This is a genomic window from Roseovarius tibetensis (genome assembly GCF_050896375.1).
In the GTDB taxonomy this organism is placed as follows: domain Bacteria; phylum Pseudomonadota; class Alphaproteobacteria; order Rhodobacterales; family Rhodobacteraceae; genus Roseovarius; species Roseovarius tibetensis.
On the sequence record NZ_JBPBBB010000009.1, the window covers coordinates 72,788 to 91,428 of the forward strand.

Annotated in this window: 17 protein-coding genes; 15 read left to right on the forward strand and 2 right to left on the reverse strand. The window is 65.3% G+C overall.

What is annotated here, in order from left to right:
• Positions 1-2: 2 nt before the first annotated feature.
• The 4 genes from ACROSR_RS08430 (at position 3) to ACROSR_RS08445 (ending at position 4,977) form a co-directional block, all read left to right on the forward strand.
• Complete coding sequence (locus ACROSR_RS08430) at positions 3-1,622, forward strand: ABC transporter substrate-binding protein (RefSeq protein WP_432683981.1); 1,620 nt, start codon at positions 3-5, stop codon at positions 1,620-1,622.
• A gap of 4 nt (positions 1,623-1,626) precedes the next feature.
• Entirely contained in the window at positions 1,627-2,568 is a 942-nt protein-coding gene (locus tag ACROSR_RS08435; protein ID WP_432683983.1) for an acetamidase/formamidase family protein, read from the forward strand.
• A complete protein-coding gene (locus tag ACROSR_RS08440) occupies positions 2,565-4,334 on the forward strand; it encodes an ABC transporter ATP-binding protein (RefSeq protein ID WP_432683985.1) in 1,770 nt (589 codons plus the stop codon). The genes ACROSR_RS08435 and ACROSR_RS08440 overlap by 4 nt, the downstream gene beginning before the upstream one ends.
• Positions 4,335-4,593: 259 nt before the next feature.
• Positions 4,594-4,977, forward strand: a complete 384-nt coding sequence (locus ACROSR_RS08445) for a PAS domain-containing protein (protein ID WP_432683986.1) — start codon at positions 4,594-4,596, stop codon at positions 4,975-4,977.
• A 156-nt stretch (positions 4,978-5,133) separates the two neighbouring features.
• Here the strand turns inward: ACROSR_RS08445 and ACROSR_RS08450 are convergent, their stop codons facing one another.
• Together ACROSR_RS08450 and ACROSR_RS08455 are read right to left on the reverse strand one after the other, a co-directional pair.
• On the reverse strand, positions 5,134-6,054 hold the full coding sequence (locus ACROSR_RS08450; RefSeq protein ID WP_432683988.1) for an SDR family NAD(P)-dependent oxidoreductase: 921 nt from the start codon (positions 6,052-6,054) through the stop codon (positions 5,134-5,136).
• A gap of 33 nt (positions 6,055-6,087) precedes the next feature.
• On the reverse strand, positions 6,088-6,876 hold the full coding sequence (locus tag ACROSR_RS08455) for an IclR family transcriptional regulator (protein WP_432683990.1): 789 nt from the start codon (positions 6,874-6,876) through the stop codon (positions 6,088-6,090).
• Between the two features lie 90 nt (positions 6,877-6,966).
• Between ACROSR_RS08455 and ACROSR_RS08460 the strand changes: the two genes are divergently transcribed.
• The 11 genes from ACROSR_RS08460 to ACROSR_RS08510 all read left to right on the forward strand — a co-directional run bounded on the left by ACROSR_RS08460 (position 6,967) and on the right by ACROSR_RS08510 (position 18,551).
• Positions 6,967-8,133 (forward strand): acyl-CoA dehydrogenase family protein, encoded by a 1,167-nt coding sequence (locus ACROSR_RS08460; protein ID WP_432683992.1) that lies wholly within the window; start codon positions 6,967-6,969, stop codon positions 8,131-8,133.
• A gap of 2 nt (positions 8,134-8,135) precedes the next feature.
• Positions 8,136-8,585 carry a PaaI family thioesterase gene (locus ACROSR_RS08465; RefSeq protein WP_432683994.1) on the forward strand — a complete coding sequence of 150 codons (450 nt, stop codon included), beginning with the start codon at positions 8,136-8,138 and terminating at the stop codon, positions 8,583-8,585.
• Entirely contained in the window at positions 8,582-8,962 is a 381-nt protein-coding gene (locus ACROSR_RS08470) for a Zn-ribbon domain-containing OB-fold protein (RefSeq protein ID WP_432683996.1), read from the forward strand. The genes ACROSR_RS08465 and ACROSR_RS08470 overlap by 4 nt, the downstream gene beginning before the upstream one ends.
• On the forward strand, positions 8,959-10,119 hold the full coding sequence (locus ACROSR_RS08475; RefSeq protein ID WP_432683998.1) for a thiolase family protein: 1,161 nt from the start codon (positions 8,959-8,961) through the stop codon (positions 10,117-10,119). Before ACROSR_RS08470 ends, ACROSR_RS08475 begins: the two co-directional genes overlap by 4 nt.
• Positions 10,116-12,224 (forward strand): acetate--CoA ligase family protein, encoded by a 2,109-nt coding sequence (locus ACROSR_RS08480; RefSeq protein WP_432684000.1) that lies wholly within the window; start codon positions 10,116-10,118, stop codon positions 12,222-12,224. Before ACROSR_RS08475 ends, ACROSR_RS08480 begins: the two co-directional genes overlap by 4 nt.
• On the forward strand, positions 12,214-13,080 hold the full coding sequence (locus ACROSR_RS08485; RefSeq protein WP_432684002.1) for a MaoC/PaaZ C-terminal domain-containing protein: 867 nt from the start codon (positions 12,214-12,216) through the stop codon (positions 13,078-13,080). The genes ACROSR_RS08480 and ACROSR_RS08485 overlap by 11 nt, the downstream gene beginning before the upstream one ends.
• Positions 13,077-13,838: an enoyl-CoA hydratase/isomerase family protein gene (locus ACROSR_RS08490; protein WP_432684004.1), complete on the forward strand. Its 762-nt coding sequence runs from the start codon at positions 13,077-13,079 to the stop codon at positions 13,836-13,838. The genes ACROSR_RS08485 and ACROSR_RS08490 overlap by 4 nt, the downstream gene beginning before the upstream one ends.
• Before the next feature lie 196 nt (positions 13,839-14,034).
• Positions 14,035-15,162, forward strand: a complete 1,128-nt coding sequence (locus tag ACROSR_RS08495; protein WP_432684006.1) for a TAXI family TRAP transporter solute-binding subunit — start codon at positions 14,035-14,037, stop codon at positions 15,160-15,162.
• A gap of 83 nt (positions 15,163-15,245) precedes the next feature.
• Positions 15,246-17,219, forward strand: coding sequence for a TRAP transporter permease (locus ACROSR_RS08500; protein WP_432684008.1), 1,974 nt, complete (start codon positions 15,246-15,248; stop codon positions 17,217-17,219).
• Positions 17,220-17,229: 10 nt separating this feature from the next.
• A complete protein-coding gene (locus tag ACROSR_RS08505) occupies positions 17,230-17,895 on the forward strand; it encodes a 3-oxoacid CoA-transferase subunit A (RefSeq protein WP_432684010.1) in 666 nt (221 codons plus the stop codon).
• A complete protein-coding gene (locus tag ACROSR_RS08510) occupies positions 17,892-18,551 on the forward strand; it encodes a 3-oxoacid CoA-transferase subunit B (protein WP_432684012.1) in 660 nt (219 codons plus the stop codon). Before ACROSR_RS08505 ends, ACROSR_RS08510 begins: the two co-directional genes overlap by 4 nt.
• The last annotated feature ends 90 nt before the right edge of the window (positions 18,552-18,641 follow it).

The following is an 18,641-nucleotide window of genomic DNA, read 5'->3' on the forward strand; positions in this document are numbered from 1 at the left end:
CCATGAAAAATGCATTGATGGCCGGCGTCGCCGGACTGGCGCTCGCCGCGGGTGGCGCGTTCGCCCAGGTTGACGAGGACGCCCCGCAGGGCGGCGAGATGGTCGTGACCTACCAGGACGATGTCGCCACGCTGGATCCCGCGATCGGATATGACTGGCAGAACTGGTCGATGATCAAGTCATTGTTCGACGGGCTGATGGGCTACGAGCCCGGCACGACCACCCTGCGCAACGAACTGGCCACAAGCCACGAGATCTCCGACGACGGCACGGTGCACACCTTCGTGCTGAAGGACGGGATCAAGTTCCACAATGGACGCGAGATCACCGCCGAGGACGTGAAGTATTCGCTGGAGCGCGTGACCGACCCGACGACCCGCAGCCCCGGCGCGGGCTTTTTCGGCATGATCGCGGGGTTCGACACCTGGAATGCCGGTGAGGGCGACGGCCTGAGCGGCGTCGAGGTGACGGGCGACAAGACCGTGCAGATCACCCTGTCGCGGCCCGACGCGACCTTCAGCCATGTCATGGCGCTCAACTTCGCCTCGATCGTGCCGCGCGAGGCGGTCGAAGCCTCGGGCGAGGATTTCGGGCGCGAGCCTGTGGGCTCCGGCGCGTTCCGCCTTGCCGAATGGACACCGGGCCAGCAGCTCGTCTTCGAGCGGTTCGAGGACTATCACCGCGCCGGCGTGCCCAAGCTTGACACGGTGATCTTCGATATCGGGCTCGACCCGACAGTCGCGCTGTTGCGCCTGCAAAGCGGCGAGGCCGATGTCCCCGGCGACGGCATCCCGCCCGCGCAGTTCCTTCAGGTGATGAACAACCCCGAGCAGGCCGACAACGTGGTCGAGGGCGGTCAGCTTCACACCGGCTACGTCACGCTGAACACGCAAATGGAACCCTTCGACAACGTGGCAGTCCGTAAAGCCATGAACATGGCGATCAACAAGGACCGGATCGTGCAGATGATCAACGGGCGCGCCGTGCCTGCCAACCAGCCGCTGCCGCCGACGATGCCGGGCTACGCGGACGACTACGAGGGCTATCCCTTCGATCCCGAGGCCGCGCGCGAGATGCTGGCCGAGGCGGGGTATCCCGACGGCTTCACCACCGAGCTTTACGTCATGAACGTCGATCCCAACCCGCGCATCGCACAGGCGATCCAGCAGGATCTGTCCGAGATCGGCGTCACCGCCGAAATCCGCAGCCTGGCACAGTCCAACGTCATCGCGGCGGGCGGCGCGGCGGATCAGGCCCCGATGATCTGGTCGGGCGGCATGGCTTGGATCGCGGATTTCCCCGATCCGTCAAACTTCTACGGCCCCATCCTTGGCTGCGCGGGCGCGGTGCCCGGTGGCTGGAACTGGGCGTGGTACTGCAACGAGGATCTGGACCAGCGCGCCGCCGACGCGGATGCGATGGTCGGCGACCCCGCCGCGCGGGAAGAGGCATGGCGGTCGATCTATGTCGACATCATGGACGACGCGCCCTGGGTGCCGATCTTCAACGAGCAGCGCTTCACGCTGGTCTCGGACAACATGGCCGGTGATGACAGCCTGTTCGTGGACCCGGTGCACATTCCGGTGAACTACGACTACATCTATTCCGCGGACGCTGAGTGAAATCATGTGCAAGGCTTGCGATTACACGATCCACGGCCACCATCATCATGGGTGGGATCATTCGATCCCACCCGCCCGGACGGTGGCCCCGGGCAGCCGGGTGCATTTCCAGTGCCTCGACAGTTCGGCGGGGCAGCTTACCCGTGACAGCACCGTCGCCGATGTCGCGGCGATGGATTTCGGCAAGATCAACCCGGTCACCGGCCCCGTCTACATCGATGGCGCCGAACCGGGCGACGTCCTGAAGATCACGCTGGAGCAATTCCACCCGTCCGGCTTTGGCTGGACGGCCAACATCCCCGGATTCGGCCTTCTGGCCGACCAGTTCGGCGAGCCGCACCTGAAGGTGTGGGACTACAACCCCGACACGCTGGCGCCCTCGCTGTTCTCGGACATCGCCAAGGTGCCGCTGAAGCCGTTCGCGGGGACGATCGGGCTGGCCCCGGCCGAGCCGGGGCTGCATTCCGTCGTGCCGCCGCGCCGGATGGGCGGCAATCTCGACATCCGCGACCTGGCCGTGGGGTCGGTGCTGTACCTGCCCGTCGAGGTCGCGGGCGCGCTGTTCTCGGTGGGCGACACCCACGCGGCGCAGGGCGACGGCGAGGTGTGCGGAACCGCGATCGAAAGCCCGATGGATGTCGAGATCACGCTGGACCTGATCAAGCAGGAACGGCTGGATTTCCCGCGCTTCTCGACGCCGGGGCCGGTGACACGGCATCTCGACGCCAAGGGCTACGAGGTGACGACCGGCATCGGGCCCGACATGATGGAGGGCGCGAAGAACGCGGTCTCTGGCATGATCGACCTGCTGGGCAAGCAGCACGGCCTGTCGCCCGAAGACGCGTATCTGCTGTGTTCGGTCGCGGGCGATCTGCGTATCTCGGAAATCGTGGACATGCCGAACTGGGTCGTGTCCTTCTATTTCCCGAGGGTCGTCTTCGAATGAGGCCCGATCCTGAAACCGGACGGGGCGACAGCGCGCGCCCCGTGCTTCGGGTGCGCGATCTGACGGTCCAGGTCGCGACAGGCGAGGGCGGCAAGACCGTCCTCGATCACCTGTCCTTCGACCTGCATCCGGGCGAAACGCTGGCGCTGGCCGGCGAAAGCGGGTCTGGCAAGTCGATGACGGCCCTGGCGATCATGGGGCTTTTGCCGCAGCCGATGGCACGGATCACCGACGGGTCTATCCGGCTAGGGGATCAGGACCTTGCCGGGCTGAACGACCGCAGCTACCGCGACATCCGCGCGCGACGGATCTCGATGATTTTTCAGGAGCCGATGACGTCGCTCAACCCGCTGATGACCATCGAACGGCAGCTTTGCGAGGTGCTTCTGGAACACGGAATGTGCACCCGCACCGAAGCCCCGGCCCGTGCGCTGAAACTGCTGCGCGATCTGCGCCTGACCGATCCCGAACGCCGCCTGAAGCAATACCCGCACGAGCTGTCGGGCGGCATGCGGCAGCGCGTGATGATCGCCATCGCGCTGGCCTGCGAGCCCGAGATCCTGATCGCGGACGAGCCGACAACGGCGCTTGACGTCACCGTGCAGGCCGAGATCCTCGATCTGATCCGCCTGATGCAGAAGGAACACGGCACGGCCGTGCTGATGATCACCCACGACATGGGCGTGGTGGCCGAGATGGCCGACCGCGTGATCGTCATGCGCGAGGGTCGGCCCGAAGAAACCGCCCCGGTCGCGCAGATGTTCAGCGCGCCGCAATCCGCCTATGCCCGGCAGTTGCTGGCGGCGGTGCCGCGGCTTGGCCGCGCGCCCGCGCGCAGCGTGAAGGACAGCGCGCGAAAGCTGGTCGAGGTGGACGACCTCAGCGTCCGGTTCGATGTCACCGGCGGCATCTTCAATCGCACCGTCGCGCGGCTGCACGCGGTCGAGGGCGTGTCGTTCACGATCCGCGCCGGCGAGACGCTGGCGCTTGTGGGCGAATCCGGTTCGGGGAAATCGACCATCGGCAAGGCGCTTCTGGATCTGGTGCCGTGGGACGGGTCTGTGCGGATCGACGGAAAGCAGACCAGCGGGCTGTCGCGTCACGCCATGCGGCCCGTGCTGCGCGATATCCAGATGGTCTTCCAGGATCCCGGCGCCTCGCTGGACTCGCGCATGACGGTGGGCGAGCAGGTGGTCGAACCGCTCAAGATCCACGGTCTTGCGCACGGCTCCGAGTTGACCGATCGCGCCGAGTTCCTGTTTCGCCGCGTGGGGCTTTCGGCCGACATGCTGTCGCGCTATCCGCACGAGTTTTCCGGCGGTCAGCGCCAGCGGGTCTGTATCGCCCGCGCGCTGAGCCTGTCGCCCAAGGTGATCGTCGCGGATGAAAGCGTCTCTGCGCTCGACGTGTCCGTGCAGGCGCAGGTGCTGGACCTTCTGCAGGAATTGCAGGACGAGGATGGGCTGTCGTACCTGTTCATCAGCCATGACATGGCCGTGGTCGATCAGGTGGCCGACCGGGTCATGGTGTTGCGTCTTGGCCAGGTGATGGAGGAAGGCCCGCGCGAGTCCGTGCTGCATGACCCACGGCACCATTACACCCGCAGGCTGCTTTCGGCCGTGCCCGTGCCGGATCCGTCACGGCACCGCCCCCTGCTGCCCCCCGCACCGGACGGGCAAAGCCCCGTGCTGCCACTTGGCGAAAGCTTTGAGCGCGTTCGGCTTAAAACGGTCCGGGGCCACCACCGTGTCGCGACCACCGGCTGAACCTCGCTGTCCCCCGGTTGGCGATGCCGGACCGGGCCTGAGGGCTGGGTCAGTTCGACGTGATCCACCGTCGAGGCCCGTGTCGCACACAGCTCCCCCGAGGTCATGGTCGCCGACACGCGTAAGGGGCAGGTGCGCCTGCGTTTTCGCGCACCCGGCGTCACGCCCGGAATTCGTCTGGTGAATCCGGTCGGGGGGACGTAAACCTAGGTTCCGGAACCTGTCGCCCATGCAAGATCGATATCAGTTGGAACGCCCCATGCAGACACGAACCTCGAATATGGACCAAGACACTCTGCGCGGTCTGCTCGAAGCCGACGAAGCCGAAATGAGCGTCGTCATTTCAGACCCTTACCTGCCGGATAATCCGATGATTTACGTCAGTGACGAATTCGAGGACCAGACCGGTTACAGCCCCGAGGAAGCCGTCGGGCGCAACTGCCGCTTTCTGCAGGGCCCGGAGACGAGCCCGCACGCCATAGAGGCCATCAGACACGCCTTGCGTGCGGAAACACGATTCATGATCGATATCCTGAACTATCGAAAGGACGGCACGGCCTTCGTGAACCGTCTTCGGATCAGGCCGATCTATGATGCCGATGGCCAACTGCTGTTCTTTGCAGGTGCGCAGAATCCGGTTTGAACCGTCGCGCGCCCTGCACGGCGTCGTGTCGATTCGCTCGACCCGACCTGACCAGGCATGCATCGCGCCCGACTGATCCCACGGGATTCCCGCGGGCGTCTGCTCAAGGGCCGGTCCCGCCCTGATGGACAGGGCCGGCACATGTCGTATCGATCGTCAGACCGGCTCCCACGAGAAAACGTCGGCGGACACGTCGAGGGGCAGGAAATTCGCGCGCAGCGCGGGAATCGCGCGGTCGGCCACGCTTTCGATGCTCCATCCGGCGTCTCCGGCATGCACCGAACGCACCGGGCGCGGCTGCGACATCAGGAAGATCTCGTTGTTGCGGACCGCGAAGATCTGGCCGGTCACGTCCTTCGCCGCGTCCGAGGCCAGATACAGTGCGAGCGGCGCGATCTTCTCGGGCACCATCTTGCGCAGGTTGGCCAGTCGCGCCTCTTGCTCCGGGCTGTCGACCTTGATCGAGGATGTCATGCGGCTCCAGGCGAAGGGCGCGATGCAGTTGGACCGCACCCCCCAGCGTGCCAGATCGAGCGCCATGGACTTTGACAGCGCCGCGATGCCCAGCTTTGCGGCCGAATAATTCGCCTGGGCAAGATTGCCGATCAACCCCGAGGTCGAGGTCATGTTGATGATCGACCCGTCCGATTGCGCGCGGAACACGTCCGCCGCGGCACGCGAGACATTGAAGGTGCCGTAGAGATGCACTTTGACCACCGCGTCAAAGTCCTCGAAGGTCATCTTGTGAAAGAACGAGTCGCGCAGGATGCCGGCATTGTTCACCACCGCGTCGAGGCGTCCATAGGCATCCGTGGCCCGTGCGACCATGGCTTTCGCGCCATCCGGGTCGGACACGTCGTTGCCGTCGGCAACCGCGCTGCCACCCGCCGCCTCGATCTCGGACACCACCTCGTCCGCGGCGCTCTGTTCATGCGCGCCCTTGAGCGATGCGCCCAGATCGTTGACCACGACCCGTGCGCCGGCATGCCCGGCCTGAACGGCAAGGGCGCGACCGATCCCTGCCCCGGCGCCGGTCACGAGTATGACCTTTCCGTCAAGTGGTTGTGATTGCGTCATGTATCCTCCCTGGATTGAAGCGACGGCACGGGGTCAACCCGCGGGCACGTCGCCGTTGTAACGTCCGAAAACATTGCGTTCGATACGATCCGCCGCGCCCGCAAGCTCTGTCGTGACGATGCGCAGGGTCTCGTGTGTGTGCTGACCGGCAATCGTGATGCTGCTCATCCCCAGCCGGGGCGTGCCACCGAGATCCCGCACCAGCGTTGCAACGATCTCCAGCCCCTTGAACAGGTTGCCGTGATCGAACGCGACGCCGCTGTCGCGCGCGGCCTGCACATCGTCCCAATACGCCTCGAAGCCCGGCGCGGATTGCCACCTCACGCTTGCATATCCGCGTGCCGCCCCCTCCCGGTCAAGACCCAGGGATGCCGCGTAACACCGTCCCACGGCCCCCGCGAAAACCGGAAGACGGCTGTTGCGCGAGATCACCGCCTGCACGATGTAGCGTGGCGTAAACCGGTCGATCAGCACGATACGCTCCGTCTCGGTGATCTGCCACAGCGCGATCATCACCTGATGACGCTCGGCGATTTCGTTCATCAAGGGACGAATCAGGTCGGCCGGGTTCGCGCCCAGAAGCGGTGCGACCACCTCCATCATCCCCATGCCGATGCGGTAAGTCTTGTTGCCCGGATCGAAACTCAGCAGCCCGTCCTGCGCGAGCGTCCGCAGGATGTTGAATGCCGATGACACGTTCAACCCGGTCTCGCGCGCGATCTGCGTCGCCCCCATCGGCGCGCCGCGCGCCGCGAGAAAGCGCAGAATCGTGACGGCATTCTGCACGGCGGGGACGGGTTTGTGCGGCGACGCATCTTCCATGAAATTTTCCTTGCGAAATGTAATTTAATATACAGAATGGCGTTGAGGACGCAAGTGGCATCCATGACAGGATGCAGGGGAGGAAAGAGAATGGCAAAGGATGTCGAGTCCGACGTATTCGAACAACTGGTCGAAAGCGTCGATCGGTTTGTGCGCGAACGGCTGATCCCGACCGAACGGCAGGTCGAGGAGGACAACGCCGTACCCGACAAGATCGTACAGGAGATGCGCGACATGGGCCTGTTCGGTCTGTCGACGCCCCAGATGTACGGGGGCATCGGTCTGGATGCCGCACAAGAGGCGCGGCTGATCGAAACGCTCTGCTATGCCTCTCTTTCGTTCCGGTCGCTGATCGGCACCAATGTCGGAATCGGCTCGCAGGGCATCGTCATGGATGGCACCGACGCGCAGAAAGAGGCGTGGCTGCCGGGCATCGCCTCGGGCGAGACCGTGGCGTCCTTCGCCCTGACCGAACCCGACACCGGATCGGATGCGGGTGGCATCCGTACGGCGGCCCGTCGCGACGGACCCGATTTCGTCATCAACGGGACCAAGCGCTATATCACCAACGCGGTCTTCGCGGGTGTCTTCACGGTATTTGCACGCACCGATCCCGACAGCCGCGACGGCAGCGGCGTCAGCGCGTTCCTCGTGCCGGCCGACACGCCCGGCATCACCGTCGCCGCGCCCGACCGCAAGATGGGTCAGCGCGGGACCAAGACATCGGACGTGATCTTCGACGACGTGCGCGTGCCGGAAAGCGCGATCATCGGCGGGCCCGACAACCTCAACAAGGGGTTTCGCACCGCGATGAAGGTTCTCGATCGCGGTCGCATCCACATCGGCGCGATGGCCGTGGGTCAGGGGCAGCGGATGCTCGACATCGCCACCGATTACGCGCTGGAACGCAAGCAGTTCGGAAAGCCGATCGGAGAGCACCAGCTCGTGCAGGGTCTCATCGCCGATTGCCAGGCCGACCTGCACGCGGCCCGCGCCCTCGTCCGCTCCACCGCCGACACGTTCGACCGCGAGGGAAAGGCGGTTCTCGAAGCCTCGTGCACCAAGTACTTCTGCACCGAGATGGTGGGCCGCATCGCCGATCGCGCGCTGCAGGTGCATGGCGGCGCGGGCTACATGAGCGAATACGACATCGAGCGGCTGTACCGCGATGTGCGCCTGCTGCGGATCTACGAGGGCACAAGCCAGATCCAGCAGATCATCATCGCCCGTCGCACGCTTGCCGCCAGGTCCGCGTAACCATGTCCGACACCGCCCCGAGACGCCCCGAGGAGATGCCGGCGCAATCCGAGTTCGCAAAGCTCGCCGGGATCGAGATGGTCGAGGTCTCGCCTGATCACGTCGTCTGTTCGATGAAGGTGACGCAAGAGCTCACCAATCGGAACGGGGCCCTGCATGGCGGCGCGGTGATGACGCTTGCCGACAACGTCGCCGGCACAATCGCCTTCGTGAACATCCCCGCGGAACGGTCGAACACGACGATCGAGGCCAAGACCAACTTTCTGCGCGGCGTCCTCGTGGGTGACACGGTGCGCGCCACGGGCGTGCCGCTGCATCGCGGCAGCACCACGATGGTCCTGCAGATCACCATGACCCGCGGCGACGGCAAGACCGTTGCCGTCTCCACCCAGACCCACCTGATCCTCGACTGGAACGGGTCCGGGTCGCACCGAAGAAAAGAGAACACATGACACAGACCGATATCGAATCGCTGGGGCCAGAGGCCGCCTACAACGCGCATCTGGCGGCGGGGCGTTTTATGATACAGCGCGCGCCGAGTACCGGAGAATACGTGTTTTATCCCCGCGTGGTCACCCCACAGGGTGCGACCGACCTGGAATGGGTCGAGGCGCAGGGCACCGGAACGGTCTATGCCATAACCGTCAACCGCTCTCGCGAGGGATCGCGGAACGTGGCGCTTGTCGATCTCGACGAGGGGGTCCGCATGATGTCCACATTGCCGACGGTCGAAACCGCGGCCATCGGCACGCGCGTCGTGGCCCGGATCGAACAGCAGGACAGCGGTCCCCGTGTGGTCTTCGACCCGATCAAGGAGGGCGCGGCATGAGCGGCACATCATCCGATCTGCGCGGCAAGGCGGCCATCGTCGGAATGGCCACCGCCGGGACCGGCGCGGCCCCCGGTTTTTCTGCCATCGAATTGCTGGGACAGGCGGCCATCGGTGCGGTGCGCGATGCCGGGCTCACGCTGCCCGAGATCGACGGCGTCTTCACCGCAAGTTCGTCGCATGCCTTCCCGACGATGAGCGTCGTGGAATATCTCGGGCTGAAGCCACGATTCTTCGACGGCACGAATGTCGGCGGATCAAGCTTCGAGATGCACCTCTTGCAGGCGACCATGGCGCTCGATGCCGGTCTCTGCGACGCCGCTCTGGTCTGTTACGGATCGAACCAGCGCACCGCCGGTGGCAAGCTGGTGTCGATGTCCGAGCCGCAATGGCATGAAACACCGTACGGCCCGCGCCATCCGATCACCGCCTACGGGCTTGCCGCAAGCCGCCACATGGCCAGCTATGGCACCACGCGCGAGGATCTCGCGGATGTGGCCCTTGCCGCGCGCGATTGGGCCAATCTCAATCCCGACGCCTTCGCCCGTGGGCCGCTGACCCGCGACGAGGTGCTGGGCGCGCGGATGATCTCGGACCCGCTGACCAAGGCGGATTGCTGCCTTGTCACCGATGGCGCGGCCGCGGTCGTTCTGACCCGCGCCGATCGCGCGCAGGATCAGCATGACACCCCCGTCTACGTGATGGGCGTCGGCGCGGCCAATTCCCATCGGTCCATCGCCGAGATGCCGGACCTGACGACCACCGCGGCCGCCGAAAGCGGACCGCGGGCGCTGGAAATGGCAGGGGTCAGCCGCGAGGCCCTTGATCTGGTGATGCTGTATGATGCCTTTACCATCAACACGATCCTGTTCCTCGAGGACCTCGGCTTCTGTCCCAAGGGAGAGGGCGGACGGTTCGTGCAGGACGGGCGCATCGCGCCGGGCGGAGACCTTGCGGTGAACACCAATGGCGGCGGTTTGTCCTGCGTGCATCCGGGCATGTACGGGCTGTTCCTGATCGCCGAGGCGGTGACGCAGATCCGTGGCACCGTTGGCGAACGTCAGTTGCCGGATTGTACGCTGGCGCTGTGCCACGGGAATGGCGGAACGCTGTCAAGCCAGTGCACCGCGATTCTCGGAGGGGCGGCGGCACTGTGACTTCGCTTCCAGATATCGACGGGCTTCTCGCCCCCAAAAGCGTTGCCGTGATCGGGGCGTCGGATGACCCCACACGGATCGGCGGACGTCCCATCGCGGCCATGCTGGGTGCGGGCTATGCCGGACGCATCCTGCCGGTGAACCCGCGCCGCGACACCGTGCAGGGGCTTGCGTGCTACGCCTCGGTCGCGGATCTGCCGGTTGCGCCCGACGCCGCGCTGATCGCGGTGCCCGCCAGTCTTGTGCCCGAGACCATCTCGGCCCTTGGCGAACGGGGATGCAAGGCAGCCACCCTTTTCTCGTCCGGCTTCGCCGAGACCGGGGCCGAGGGCGAGACGGCGCAGCGCCATATCGTGGAGCTCGCGCGGTCCTGGGAAATTCGCCTGCTCGGGCCGAATACGCTTGGCGTCTACAATGTCGCCCTGGGGTATTACGGCACGTTCTCGTCCTCGCTTGACACCGGCTATCCGCTTGTCGGCAATATCGGAATTGCCAGCCAGTCCGGCGCGTTCGGGGCGCATCTGGGGGCGCTTGCCCGTGACCGGGGGCTCGGCGTTTCGGTGCTGATGACCACGGGCAACGAGGCCGACATCACCGTGGCCGACGCGATCCGCTGGATGGCCGAAAGCGACGGAACCGATGTCATCTGCGCCTACATGGAGGCCATCAATGACGCGCCCGCCTTGCTGTCGGCCCTGGACGCGGCACGCGCGGCCGGCAAGCCGGTCTTCGCGCTGAAGGCCGGTCGATCGGCTGTGGGCGCACGCGCGGCGACCTCGCACACCGCCTCGCTGACGGGCGATGCCGCGGTCGCGGATGCCGTGCTCGAGGATCGTGGCGCGATAATGGTACGTGATCCCGGCACATTGATGGACTTTGCCTATGTCGCATCGAAAAAGGTGTTTCCGGATCGTCATTCACTGGGGGTCATCACCGTCTCGGGCGGCGCCGGGATCGTCGTCTCGGACGAGGCCGAGCGTATCGGCCTGCCGATGCCCGCAATGCCCGCCGACGCGCAGGCGGCCCTGACGGAGCTGCTGCCCTATGCCGCGCCGGCGAACCCGCTCGACTGCACCGCGCAGGCGTTGAACGACCCCTCGTTGCTCGAAAGCTTCACGCGGGCCGCGCTTGAGGATGGCGGGTACGGCGCGGTTCTGTGCTTTCTGACCTATGTCGCGGGCAGCCCTGCCCTGTGCGATCAGATCCTCGCCACGCTGGGACCGTTGCGCGCGGCCCATCCCGACCGGATCGTTGCGTTCTGCGCGCTTGGCGACGCGTCCGTGCTGCGCCGTTATGACGACGCCGGCATCGTCGTCTTCGACGATCCATGTCGGGCGGCGCGGGCGCTCGACATGGCCTGCCGCATCGGCACGATGCTGGCGGCGCCGGCGCGTCCGCGTCCCAGCCCGATTTCCGTGGCCGTGCCCGACACGACACCCGACGAGGCCGGGGCAAAGCGCCTGCTGGACCGCGCCGGTATCGCTACCGCACCCGAAGAGACGGTCACGACCGTCGAGGACGCGGTCGCGGCGGCAGAGCGGTTGGGATTTCCCGTCGTGATGAAGATCCTGTCACCAGACATCCTGCACAAGTCCGACATAGGCGCCGTGAAGCTCGATCTCGACGGGCCGCAGGCGGTTCGCGATGCCTATGCGAATATCGAAGCGGCCGTCGCACGGCACGCATCCGGGGCGCGCCTGTCCGGCATGCTTGTGGCGCGGCAGCTTTCGGGCGGAACCGAATGCCTGCTCGGCATAAGCCGCGACCCGACCTTCGGGCCCGTCGCCGTGTTCGGCCTTGGCGGCATATTCGTCGAAGTCCTGAACGACGTGGCGATGAAGCCGTGCCCCTTCGACGTCGATACGGCGCGCGAGATGATCCTGTCGATCCGTGGCGCCGCGATCCTGCAGGGCGCACGCGGCAAACCGCCGGTCGATATCGACGCGTTGGCGGGGATGCTTTCGACGCTGTCGCGCTTCGCCGCGGGGGCGGGCGATCGCCTTGTCTCGATCGACCTCAACCCGGTCGTCGCGATGCCGGGGCAAGGCGGGGCCTTCGCACTCGACGCCGTGATAGAACTCGAGGACGTTCAGCATGACGATTGACTACGATCATCTTATGAATTTCGACATCCCCGAGGTCACGCAGTCCTACGGCCCGAGAGACTGGGGGCTTTACGCGCTGTCCGTGGGCATGGGCCAAGACCCGGCGGCGATGGACGAACTTGCCTATGTCGCCGCGCTCGAGGATCAAAGGCGGGTCATGCCCGCGATCATCAACGTGCTGGGCCATCCCGGTTTCTGGCTTGCAGACCCGCGCACGGGCGTCGACGCGCTCCGGCTGGTGCATGGGGAACAGGGCATGACGCTGCATGCCGACCTGCCCGAAGAGGCGACGGTGACCGGCAAGACCCGTGTCACCGGACTGGTGGACAAGGGCACAGGGCGCGGTGCGTTGCTCTACCATGAAAAGACCCTGCACGATACGCGGACGGGCCTTCATCTTGCCACCTGCCGGGGGACCACGTTCCTGCGCGGCGATGGCGGGTTCGGCGGTCCGACCGGGCCGACCAAGACGGCGCACACGCTGCCCGACCGCGCACCGGATCATGTCATCGACACGCCGACACGCCCCGAGCAGGCGCTGCTTTACCGGTGGAACGCCGACCCCAACCCCCTGCATCTCGATCCGCGGGTCGCGGAGCGGGCCGGCTTCGATCGTCCGATCCTTCATGGTCTTTGTACGTTCGGCATCGCGGCGCGGGCCCTTCTTGCCACGCTTTGCGGTTATGACGCGGCACGCTTCGGCAGCATGGATGCGCGGTTCACCGCGCATGTCTTTCCCGGCGAGACATTGAGAACCGAGATCTGGGATGACGGCTCGTTCCGCACCATCGCGTGCGAGCGCGACAAGGTCGTGGTCGGCAACGGGATTTTCCAATACCGGACGGAGGAAACATGAGCCTTGACATCGACACCCTTGATGGTGGGATACGGGTCCTGACGCTGAGCGAACCCGAGCGGCGCAATCCGCTGGGTCATCCCCTGCGGATGGAACTCGCGCAGGCGCTGGCGGATGCGGAACGCGACGACGCGGTGCGCGGTGTCGTGCTGACAGGTGCCGGCGGGCACTTCTGCGGTGGCGGGGACATTCGCGATCAGGGCGAGCGCAGTGCCGCCGCGCATCGCGAACGCTTCGCGGTGATCCGCGACATGGTGCTGCGCATGACCGGTTTCTCGAAGCCGCTGGTCGCCGCGATCGAGGGATGGGCCGCGGGTGGCGGCATGGCGCTTGCGCTGGCATGCCCGGTGATCGTCGCCTCGCGAGAGGCCCGCCTGGTTGCAAGCTTCACCAAGATCGGGCTGATCCCCGACATGGGTCTGCTCGCGACGCTGCCGGCGCGCGTGGGTCCGGGGCGCGCCCGGCGGATCATCCTGTCGAACCCCCGCATCGGCGCCGAGGAAGCCGAACGCATCGGTATGGTCGATCTGCTGTGCGACGCCGGCACCGCGCGCGACCGGGCCGTGGAGCTGGCCCGTGACGAGGCCGCAGAGGCCCCTTTGCCGCGGCACTTCGTGACCGACTGGTTCGCGCGCGACGTCGCGGCCGCGCTCGACTACGAGCGCAGCATTCAACCGATGCTTCTCAACAGCGCCGACGCCGCAGAGGGTCGCGCGGCCTTTTTCGAAAAGCGCGCGCCGCACTTCGCGGGTCGATAGAACATGCCGGAGACCAAGGTTATCCTGTTATGAACACGTTGTTTTTCAAATTAAACATTTGCCAGTCATCCTGCGAGCCGGTATCACTGAACGCAGGTTCGACGTGGCTTTTGTCGCAGCATTCGCGTGCAGATCAAGAGGAGAGATTCTGTACGCGGGCGTATCGATCCTGTAAAAAACTGGGAGGAAACCAACCATGAAACTTACCACACACGCCCGGCTGGGAACAGCCACACTGCTGGCCACGGTCGGCATGGCATCGGCGCAGGAACTGCCATCGACGATGGCCTGGACGTCCTATGACGTCGGGTCGGCGGGCTATGCCGAAGCATCTGCAATTGCCGACGCGTTCGGCAAGGAATTCGGCACGCGGGTGCGCATTCAGCCCTCGGGCAGCGGCATCGGACGTCTGCAGCCGTTGCTTCAGGATCGCGCCGATTATGCCTTTCTCGCGACAGAGGCGTTCTTCCTTGGCGAAGGGGCGTATGACTTCTCGGTGCCTGAGTGGGGACCGCATCAGCTTCGCGCCGTCGCCGGCCGGCCCGCCAGCATCACGCTCATCGCCGCGGGCGACGCGGGTATCGAAACCGTCGAGGATGCCGAGGGCAAGCGCATCGCCTTTGTCGCGGGCAACCCCTCGGTCAACGTGAAATGCGAGGCGATCCTCTCCTTTGGCGGCCTGACGCTGGACGACGTGGAGGTCATCACCTTCCCGACCTACAGCTCGGCCATGTCGTCGATGACCCGCAACGAGTCCGACGCGACATGTACCACACCGACGACCAGCCAGTTGTACGAACTGGCCGAGAGCCCGCGGGGTATCCACTACGCGCCGCTGGAACCCGACAACGAGGAAGGCTGGGAGCGGCTTCTGGAAGTGCTGCCGATCATGGGGCCGACGGACGAGAACGTGGCCGCGGGCCTGGAAGAGGGCGAGACGGCCAAGATGGCCGCCTATCGCTATCCCGTCATCACGACCACGGCCGACAAGTCCGCGGACGAGGTCTATACCTTCATCAAGGCGCTCGATGAAACCTACGACATGTACAAGGACGGCACCGCGGCAATGAGCCGCTGGGATCTCGAAATGTCCGGAACGCCGGCGATCGACGTCCCGTTCCATGAGGGCGCCGTGCGGTATCTCGAGGAGATCGGGGTCTGGACCGAAGAGCATCAGGCGTGGAACGAGAACCGTCAGGCCCGCATGGACGCCCTGGTCGACGCCTGGGGCGAGTTCAAGGCCGAGAACGGCGACCTGTCCGAGGAGGAATTCTCGGAAGGGTGGATGGAACGCCGTCAGGACGTGATCTCGTCCCTCAAATGAGCGGAATTGCGTGACGCGCATCTCGTCGCCTCCGGCGCACTGACGCCGGGGGCGAATGATCCCATCAAAATCCAGGTGACGCCATGAGTGCCGATAAAGATCGCGGTGACGATCGCCCCGACATGTCCTCTGCCGGGTCTTCCGGGGCAACGGCAACCGACAAACCAAAGCCGACCGGACCTCTCGCCATTCAGGTGCTCGTGATGTGTCTCGGCGCGCTTGGGATCGTCATGGCCGTGAACCAGCAGTTCCTGCTTGGTTTTCTTAACTTTCAGCCGCTCGGCAACGCCTTTCTCTATTACCTGATCGGCATATTCCTTGCGGCCGCTTTCCTGACACTTCCGATCAGCCCGCGTCTGGCCGATCGACTGCTCTGGGTCAATCTGCTGCTCGCGGGCCTTGCGCTGATGAGTGCGGGCTACCTCGGATTTCACGGGCTCGAAATCATCCAGAAGGGCTGGGAGTATGACGCTCCGCCGATGGCTGACCTCATGTCGACGATCCTGTTGCTGCTCGTGCTCGAGGGGGTGCGCCGCGCGGGCGGGCCGATCCTGCTGGTCACCGCGTTGATCTTCGGCAGTTACCCGCTTTTTGCCGATTACATGCCCGGCTTTCTGTGGGGCACGCAGTTCTCGCCAGTCGAGACGGTGCGCGCCCACGTCCTCGGCGTCGAAAGCATCATCGGCATCCCCATGCAGGTGGTGGCCGAGCTGGTCATCGGCTTTGTCATCTTCGGTTCCGTTCTGGTCATCACCAAGGGCAGCGACTTCTTTATGGAATTCGCCTCGGCCCTGCTGGGCCACCGGCGCGGCGGCCCGGCCAAGGTCGCGGTGCTCGGGTCGGGCATTCTCGGGTCATTGTCGGGCAGCGTCATCTCCAACATCCTGACCTCTGGGCCATTCTCGATCCCGACGATGCGCCGGGTCGGATATCCGGCAAAATACGCCGCCGCCGTGGAAAGCTGCGCCTCGACCGGGGCCACGCTGATGCCGCCCGTCATGGGCACGGTGGCCTTTGTCATGGCGTCGTTCATCGGCGTGCAATACGCGACCATCGTGATCGCGGCCCTGATCCCGGCGCTGCTGTTCTACGTGGCGCTGCTATTGCAGGTGGACATGTACGCGGCGCGCCGCGGCCTCGACGGCTTGCCGCGCAGCGAAACACCCGCGATCCTTCCCGTGCTGATGCGCGGCTGGCCGTATCTTCTGTCGCTCGCGGTGCTGATCTACGTTCTGATGGCGCTGCGGATGGAAAGCCGCGCCCCATACTATGCCTCGGCGGTCATGCTGGTCACCACGGCGTTCAACCCCGCGACGCGGCTGACACTGACGCGCGCAAGGGACCTGCTGCTCGATGCAACGCGCAACATCGCGAACCTCGTCGCGATCTTGGCCGGTATCGGTCTTGTGGTCGGCGGGCTGTCCTATACCGGCGTCGCCGGTGCCTTCTCGCGGGAACTTTTGCTTTATGCGGGCGGCAACACCGCCCTGATGCTGATCGCTGGCGCGTTGACCAGCTTCGTGCTTGGCATGGGGATGACGGTGACGGCGTGCTATATCTTCCTGTCGATCCTGCTCGCTCCGGCGTTGGTGCAGGCGGGGCTCAACCCGATCGCAAGCCATCTCTTCATCCTCTACTGGGGCATGCTGAGCTATATCACCCCGCCAGTCGCGCTGGCCGCGATCACGGCGGCAAGCGTGGCAAAGGCGAACGCGATGGAAACCGCGTTCACCGCCATGCGGCTTGGCCTGCCGCTTTTCGTGCTGCCATTCATCTTCGTCTACGATCCCGCGCTCATCATGGAGGGGCACTGGTATGACATCGTGCGACGGATCACGCTTACCCTGATCGCGCTCTGGGCCGTGACGTCGGCCTTCGAGAGCTGGATCTATGGCATCGGGCAGGTCGGCTGGATCAGCCGCATATTGTTCGGCATCGGGGGGATTCTCATCATCGTTCCGGAACCGATGACCGGCGTGGCCGGGGCGGCGGTGCTCGTCGCGGTAATCGTCGTCAATCTGGTCCTGCAACGCCGTCAAAACACGGCAAAGACATGAGGAGGCCTTCTTGGACAAACGAGTAAGCGATCTGGCGACCGCGGTCGCGCCCATCGGTGACGGAGCCTCGGTCATGATCGGCGGCTTCGGATCGTCGGGCATACCGTTCGGACTGATCGACGCGCTGCTGGCACATGGCGCGTCGGGGCTGACCATCATTTCGAACAATGCCGGAGCCGGAGAGACCGGGATCGCCAAACTGTTGAAGGCCGGCCGCGTGGCGAAGGTGATCTGCTCGTACCCGCGATCGCCGGGGTCGATCTGGTTCGAGAAACGCTACGAAGCCGGCGAAATCGATCTCGAGGTCGTGCCGCAGGGCACGCTGGCCGAACGCATTCGCGCGGCTGGCGCCGGCATCGGCGGGTTCCTGACGCCCACGGCCTATGGCACGCGCCTTGCCGAGGGCAAGGAAACACGCATGATCGATGGCCGGGGCTACGTGATGGAGGCACCGCTCGCCGCCGACTTCGCGCTTCTGCGCGCCGATCGGGGCGACAGATGGGGCAATCTCGGGTACCATGCCACCGCGCGGAACTTCAATCCGGTCATGGCGATGGCTGCCGGTCACGCCATCGCCGAAGTGCGCGAGATCTCCGGCGAACCGCTCGATCCCGAGCGTGTGGTCACGCCTGGGATCTTCGTCGACAACGTCGTGCAGTATGAGGTGCGCCCGTGACCAATCCAACCCCGCCAGACCTTGTCCGGCTCACAGATGCCGAAGTTGCCGCCCGCGTCGCGCAAGACATCCCCGATGGCAGCTACGTCAATCTCGGGATCGGCAAGCCCACGCATGTCGCAAGCCATGTCCCCGAGGGACGCGACGTGATCTATCACTCGGAAAACGGCATCATCGGCGTCGGCCCCACCCCGCCCGAGGGCGAAGAGGATGTCGAACTGATCGACGCCAGCAAGCGTTTCGTCACCGCGGCGCCCGGCGCCGCCTATTTCGACCACCCCGACAGCTTCGCGATGATGCGAGGTGGCCATATCGATATCGCCGTTCTGGGGGCCTACCAGGTTGCCAGCAACGGTGACCTTGCGAACTGGGCGACGCTGGACGAGACATTCCCCCCGGCCGTGGGCGGCGCGATGGATCTTGTCGCGGGCGTGAAGACGATCTTCGTGATGATGCGCCATACCGACCGTGACGGTCGCCCGAAACTGCTGGACAGCTGCACCTATCCGTTGACCGGGCTTGGGGTTGTCTCGCGCGTGTTCACCGATCTTGCCGTGCTCGACATAACCGAGGCCGGCTTTCACCTTGTCGAACTGGCACCGGGCAACAGCCTTGCGGATGTGCAGGCGGTGACCGGTGACAGGATCCGGACCTGACACCGGGGGGCGCCATGACAGACCACATGCATATCCAGACATGCGATAGCGCCGCGCGCAGGCCAGACCGCATCGCGGCGCCGGGTGTTG

Excerpts from the sequence above, each read along its gene's own strand:
- ACROSR_RS08430 (WP_432683981.1), top strand. The coding sequence starts at position 3 with ATGAAAAATGCATTGATGGCCGGCGTCGCCGGACTGGCGCTCGCCGCG.
- ACROSR_RS08435 (WP_432683983.1), top strand. The coding sequence starts at position 1,627 with ATGTGCAAGGCTTGCGATTACACGATCCACGGCCACCATCATCATGGG.
- ACROSR_RS08440 (WP_432683985.1), top strand. The coding sequence starts at position 2,565 with ATGAGGCCCGATCCTGAAACCGGACGGGGCGACAGCGCGCGCCCCGTG.
- ACROSR_RS08445 (WP_432683986.1), top strand. The coding sequence starts at position 4,594 with ATGCAGACACGAACCTCGAATATGGACCAAGACACTCTGCGCGGTCTG.
- ACROSR_RS08450 (WP_432683988.1), bottom strand. The coding sequence starts at position 6,054 with ATGACGCAATCACAACCACTTGACGGAAAGGTCATACTCGTGACCGGC.
- ACROSR_RS08455 (WP_432683990.1), bottom strand. The coding sequence starts at position 6,876 with ATGGAAGATGCGTCGCCGCACAAACCCGTCCCCGCCGTGCAGAATGCC.
- ACROSR_RS08460 (WP_432683992.1), top strand. The coding sequence starts at position 6,967 with ATGGCAAAGGATGTCGAGTCCGACGTATTCGAACAACTGGTCGAAAGC.
- ACROSR_RS08465 (WP_432683994.1), top strand. The coding sequence starts at position 8,136 with ATGTCCGACACCGCCCCGAGACGCCCCGAGGAGATGCCGGCGCAATCC.
- ACROSR_RS08470 (WP_432683996.1), top strand. The coding sequence starts at position 8,582 with ATGACACAGACCGATATCGAATCGCTGGGGCCAGAGGCCGCCTACAAC.
- ACROSR_RS08475 (WP_432683998.1), top strand. The coding sequence starts at position 8,959 with ATGAGCGGCACATCATCCGATCTGCGCGGCAAGGCGGCCATCGTCGGA.
- ACROSR_RS08485 (WP_432684002.1), top strand. The coding sequence starts at position 12,214 with ATGACGATTGACTACGATCATCTTATGAATTTCGACATCCCCGAGGTC.
- ACROSR_RS08490 (WP_432684004.1), top strand. The coding sequence starts at position 13,077 with ATGAGCCTTGACATCGACACCCTTGATGGTGGGATACGGGTCCTGACG.
- ACROSR_RS08495 (WP_432684006.1), top strand. The coding sequence starts at position 14,035 with ATGAAACTTACCACACACGCCCGGCTGGGAACAGCCACACTGCTGGCC.
- ACROSR_RS08500 (WP_432684008.1), top strand. The coding sequence starts at position 15,246 with ATGAGTGCCGATAAAGATCGCGGTGACGATCGCCCCGACATGTCCTCT.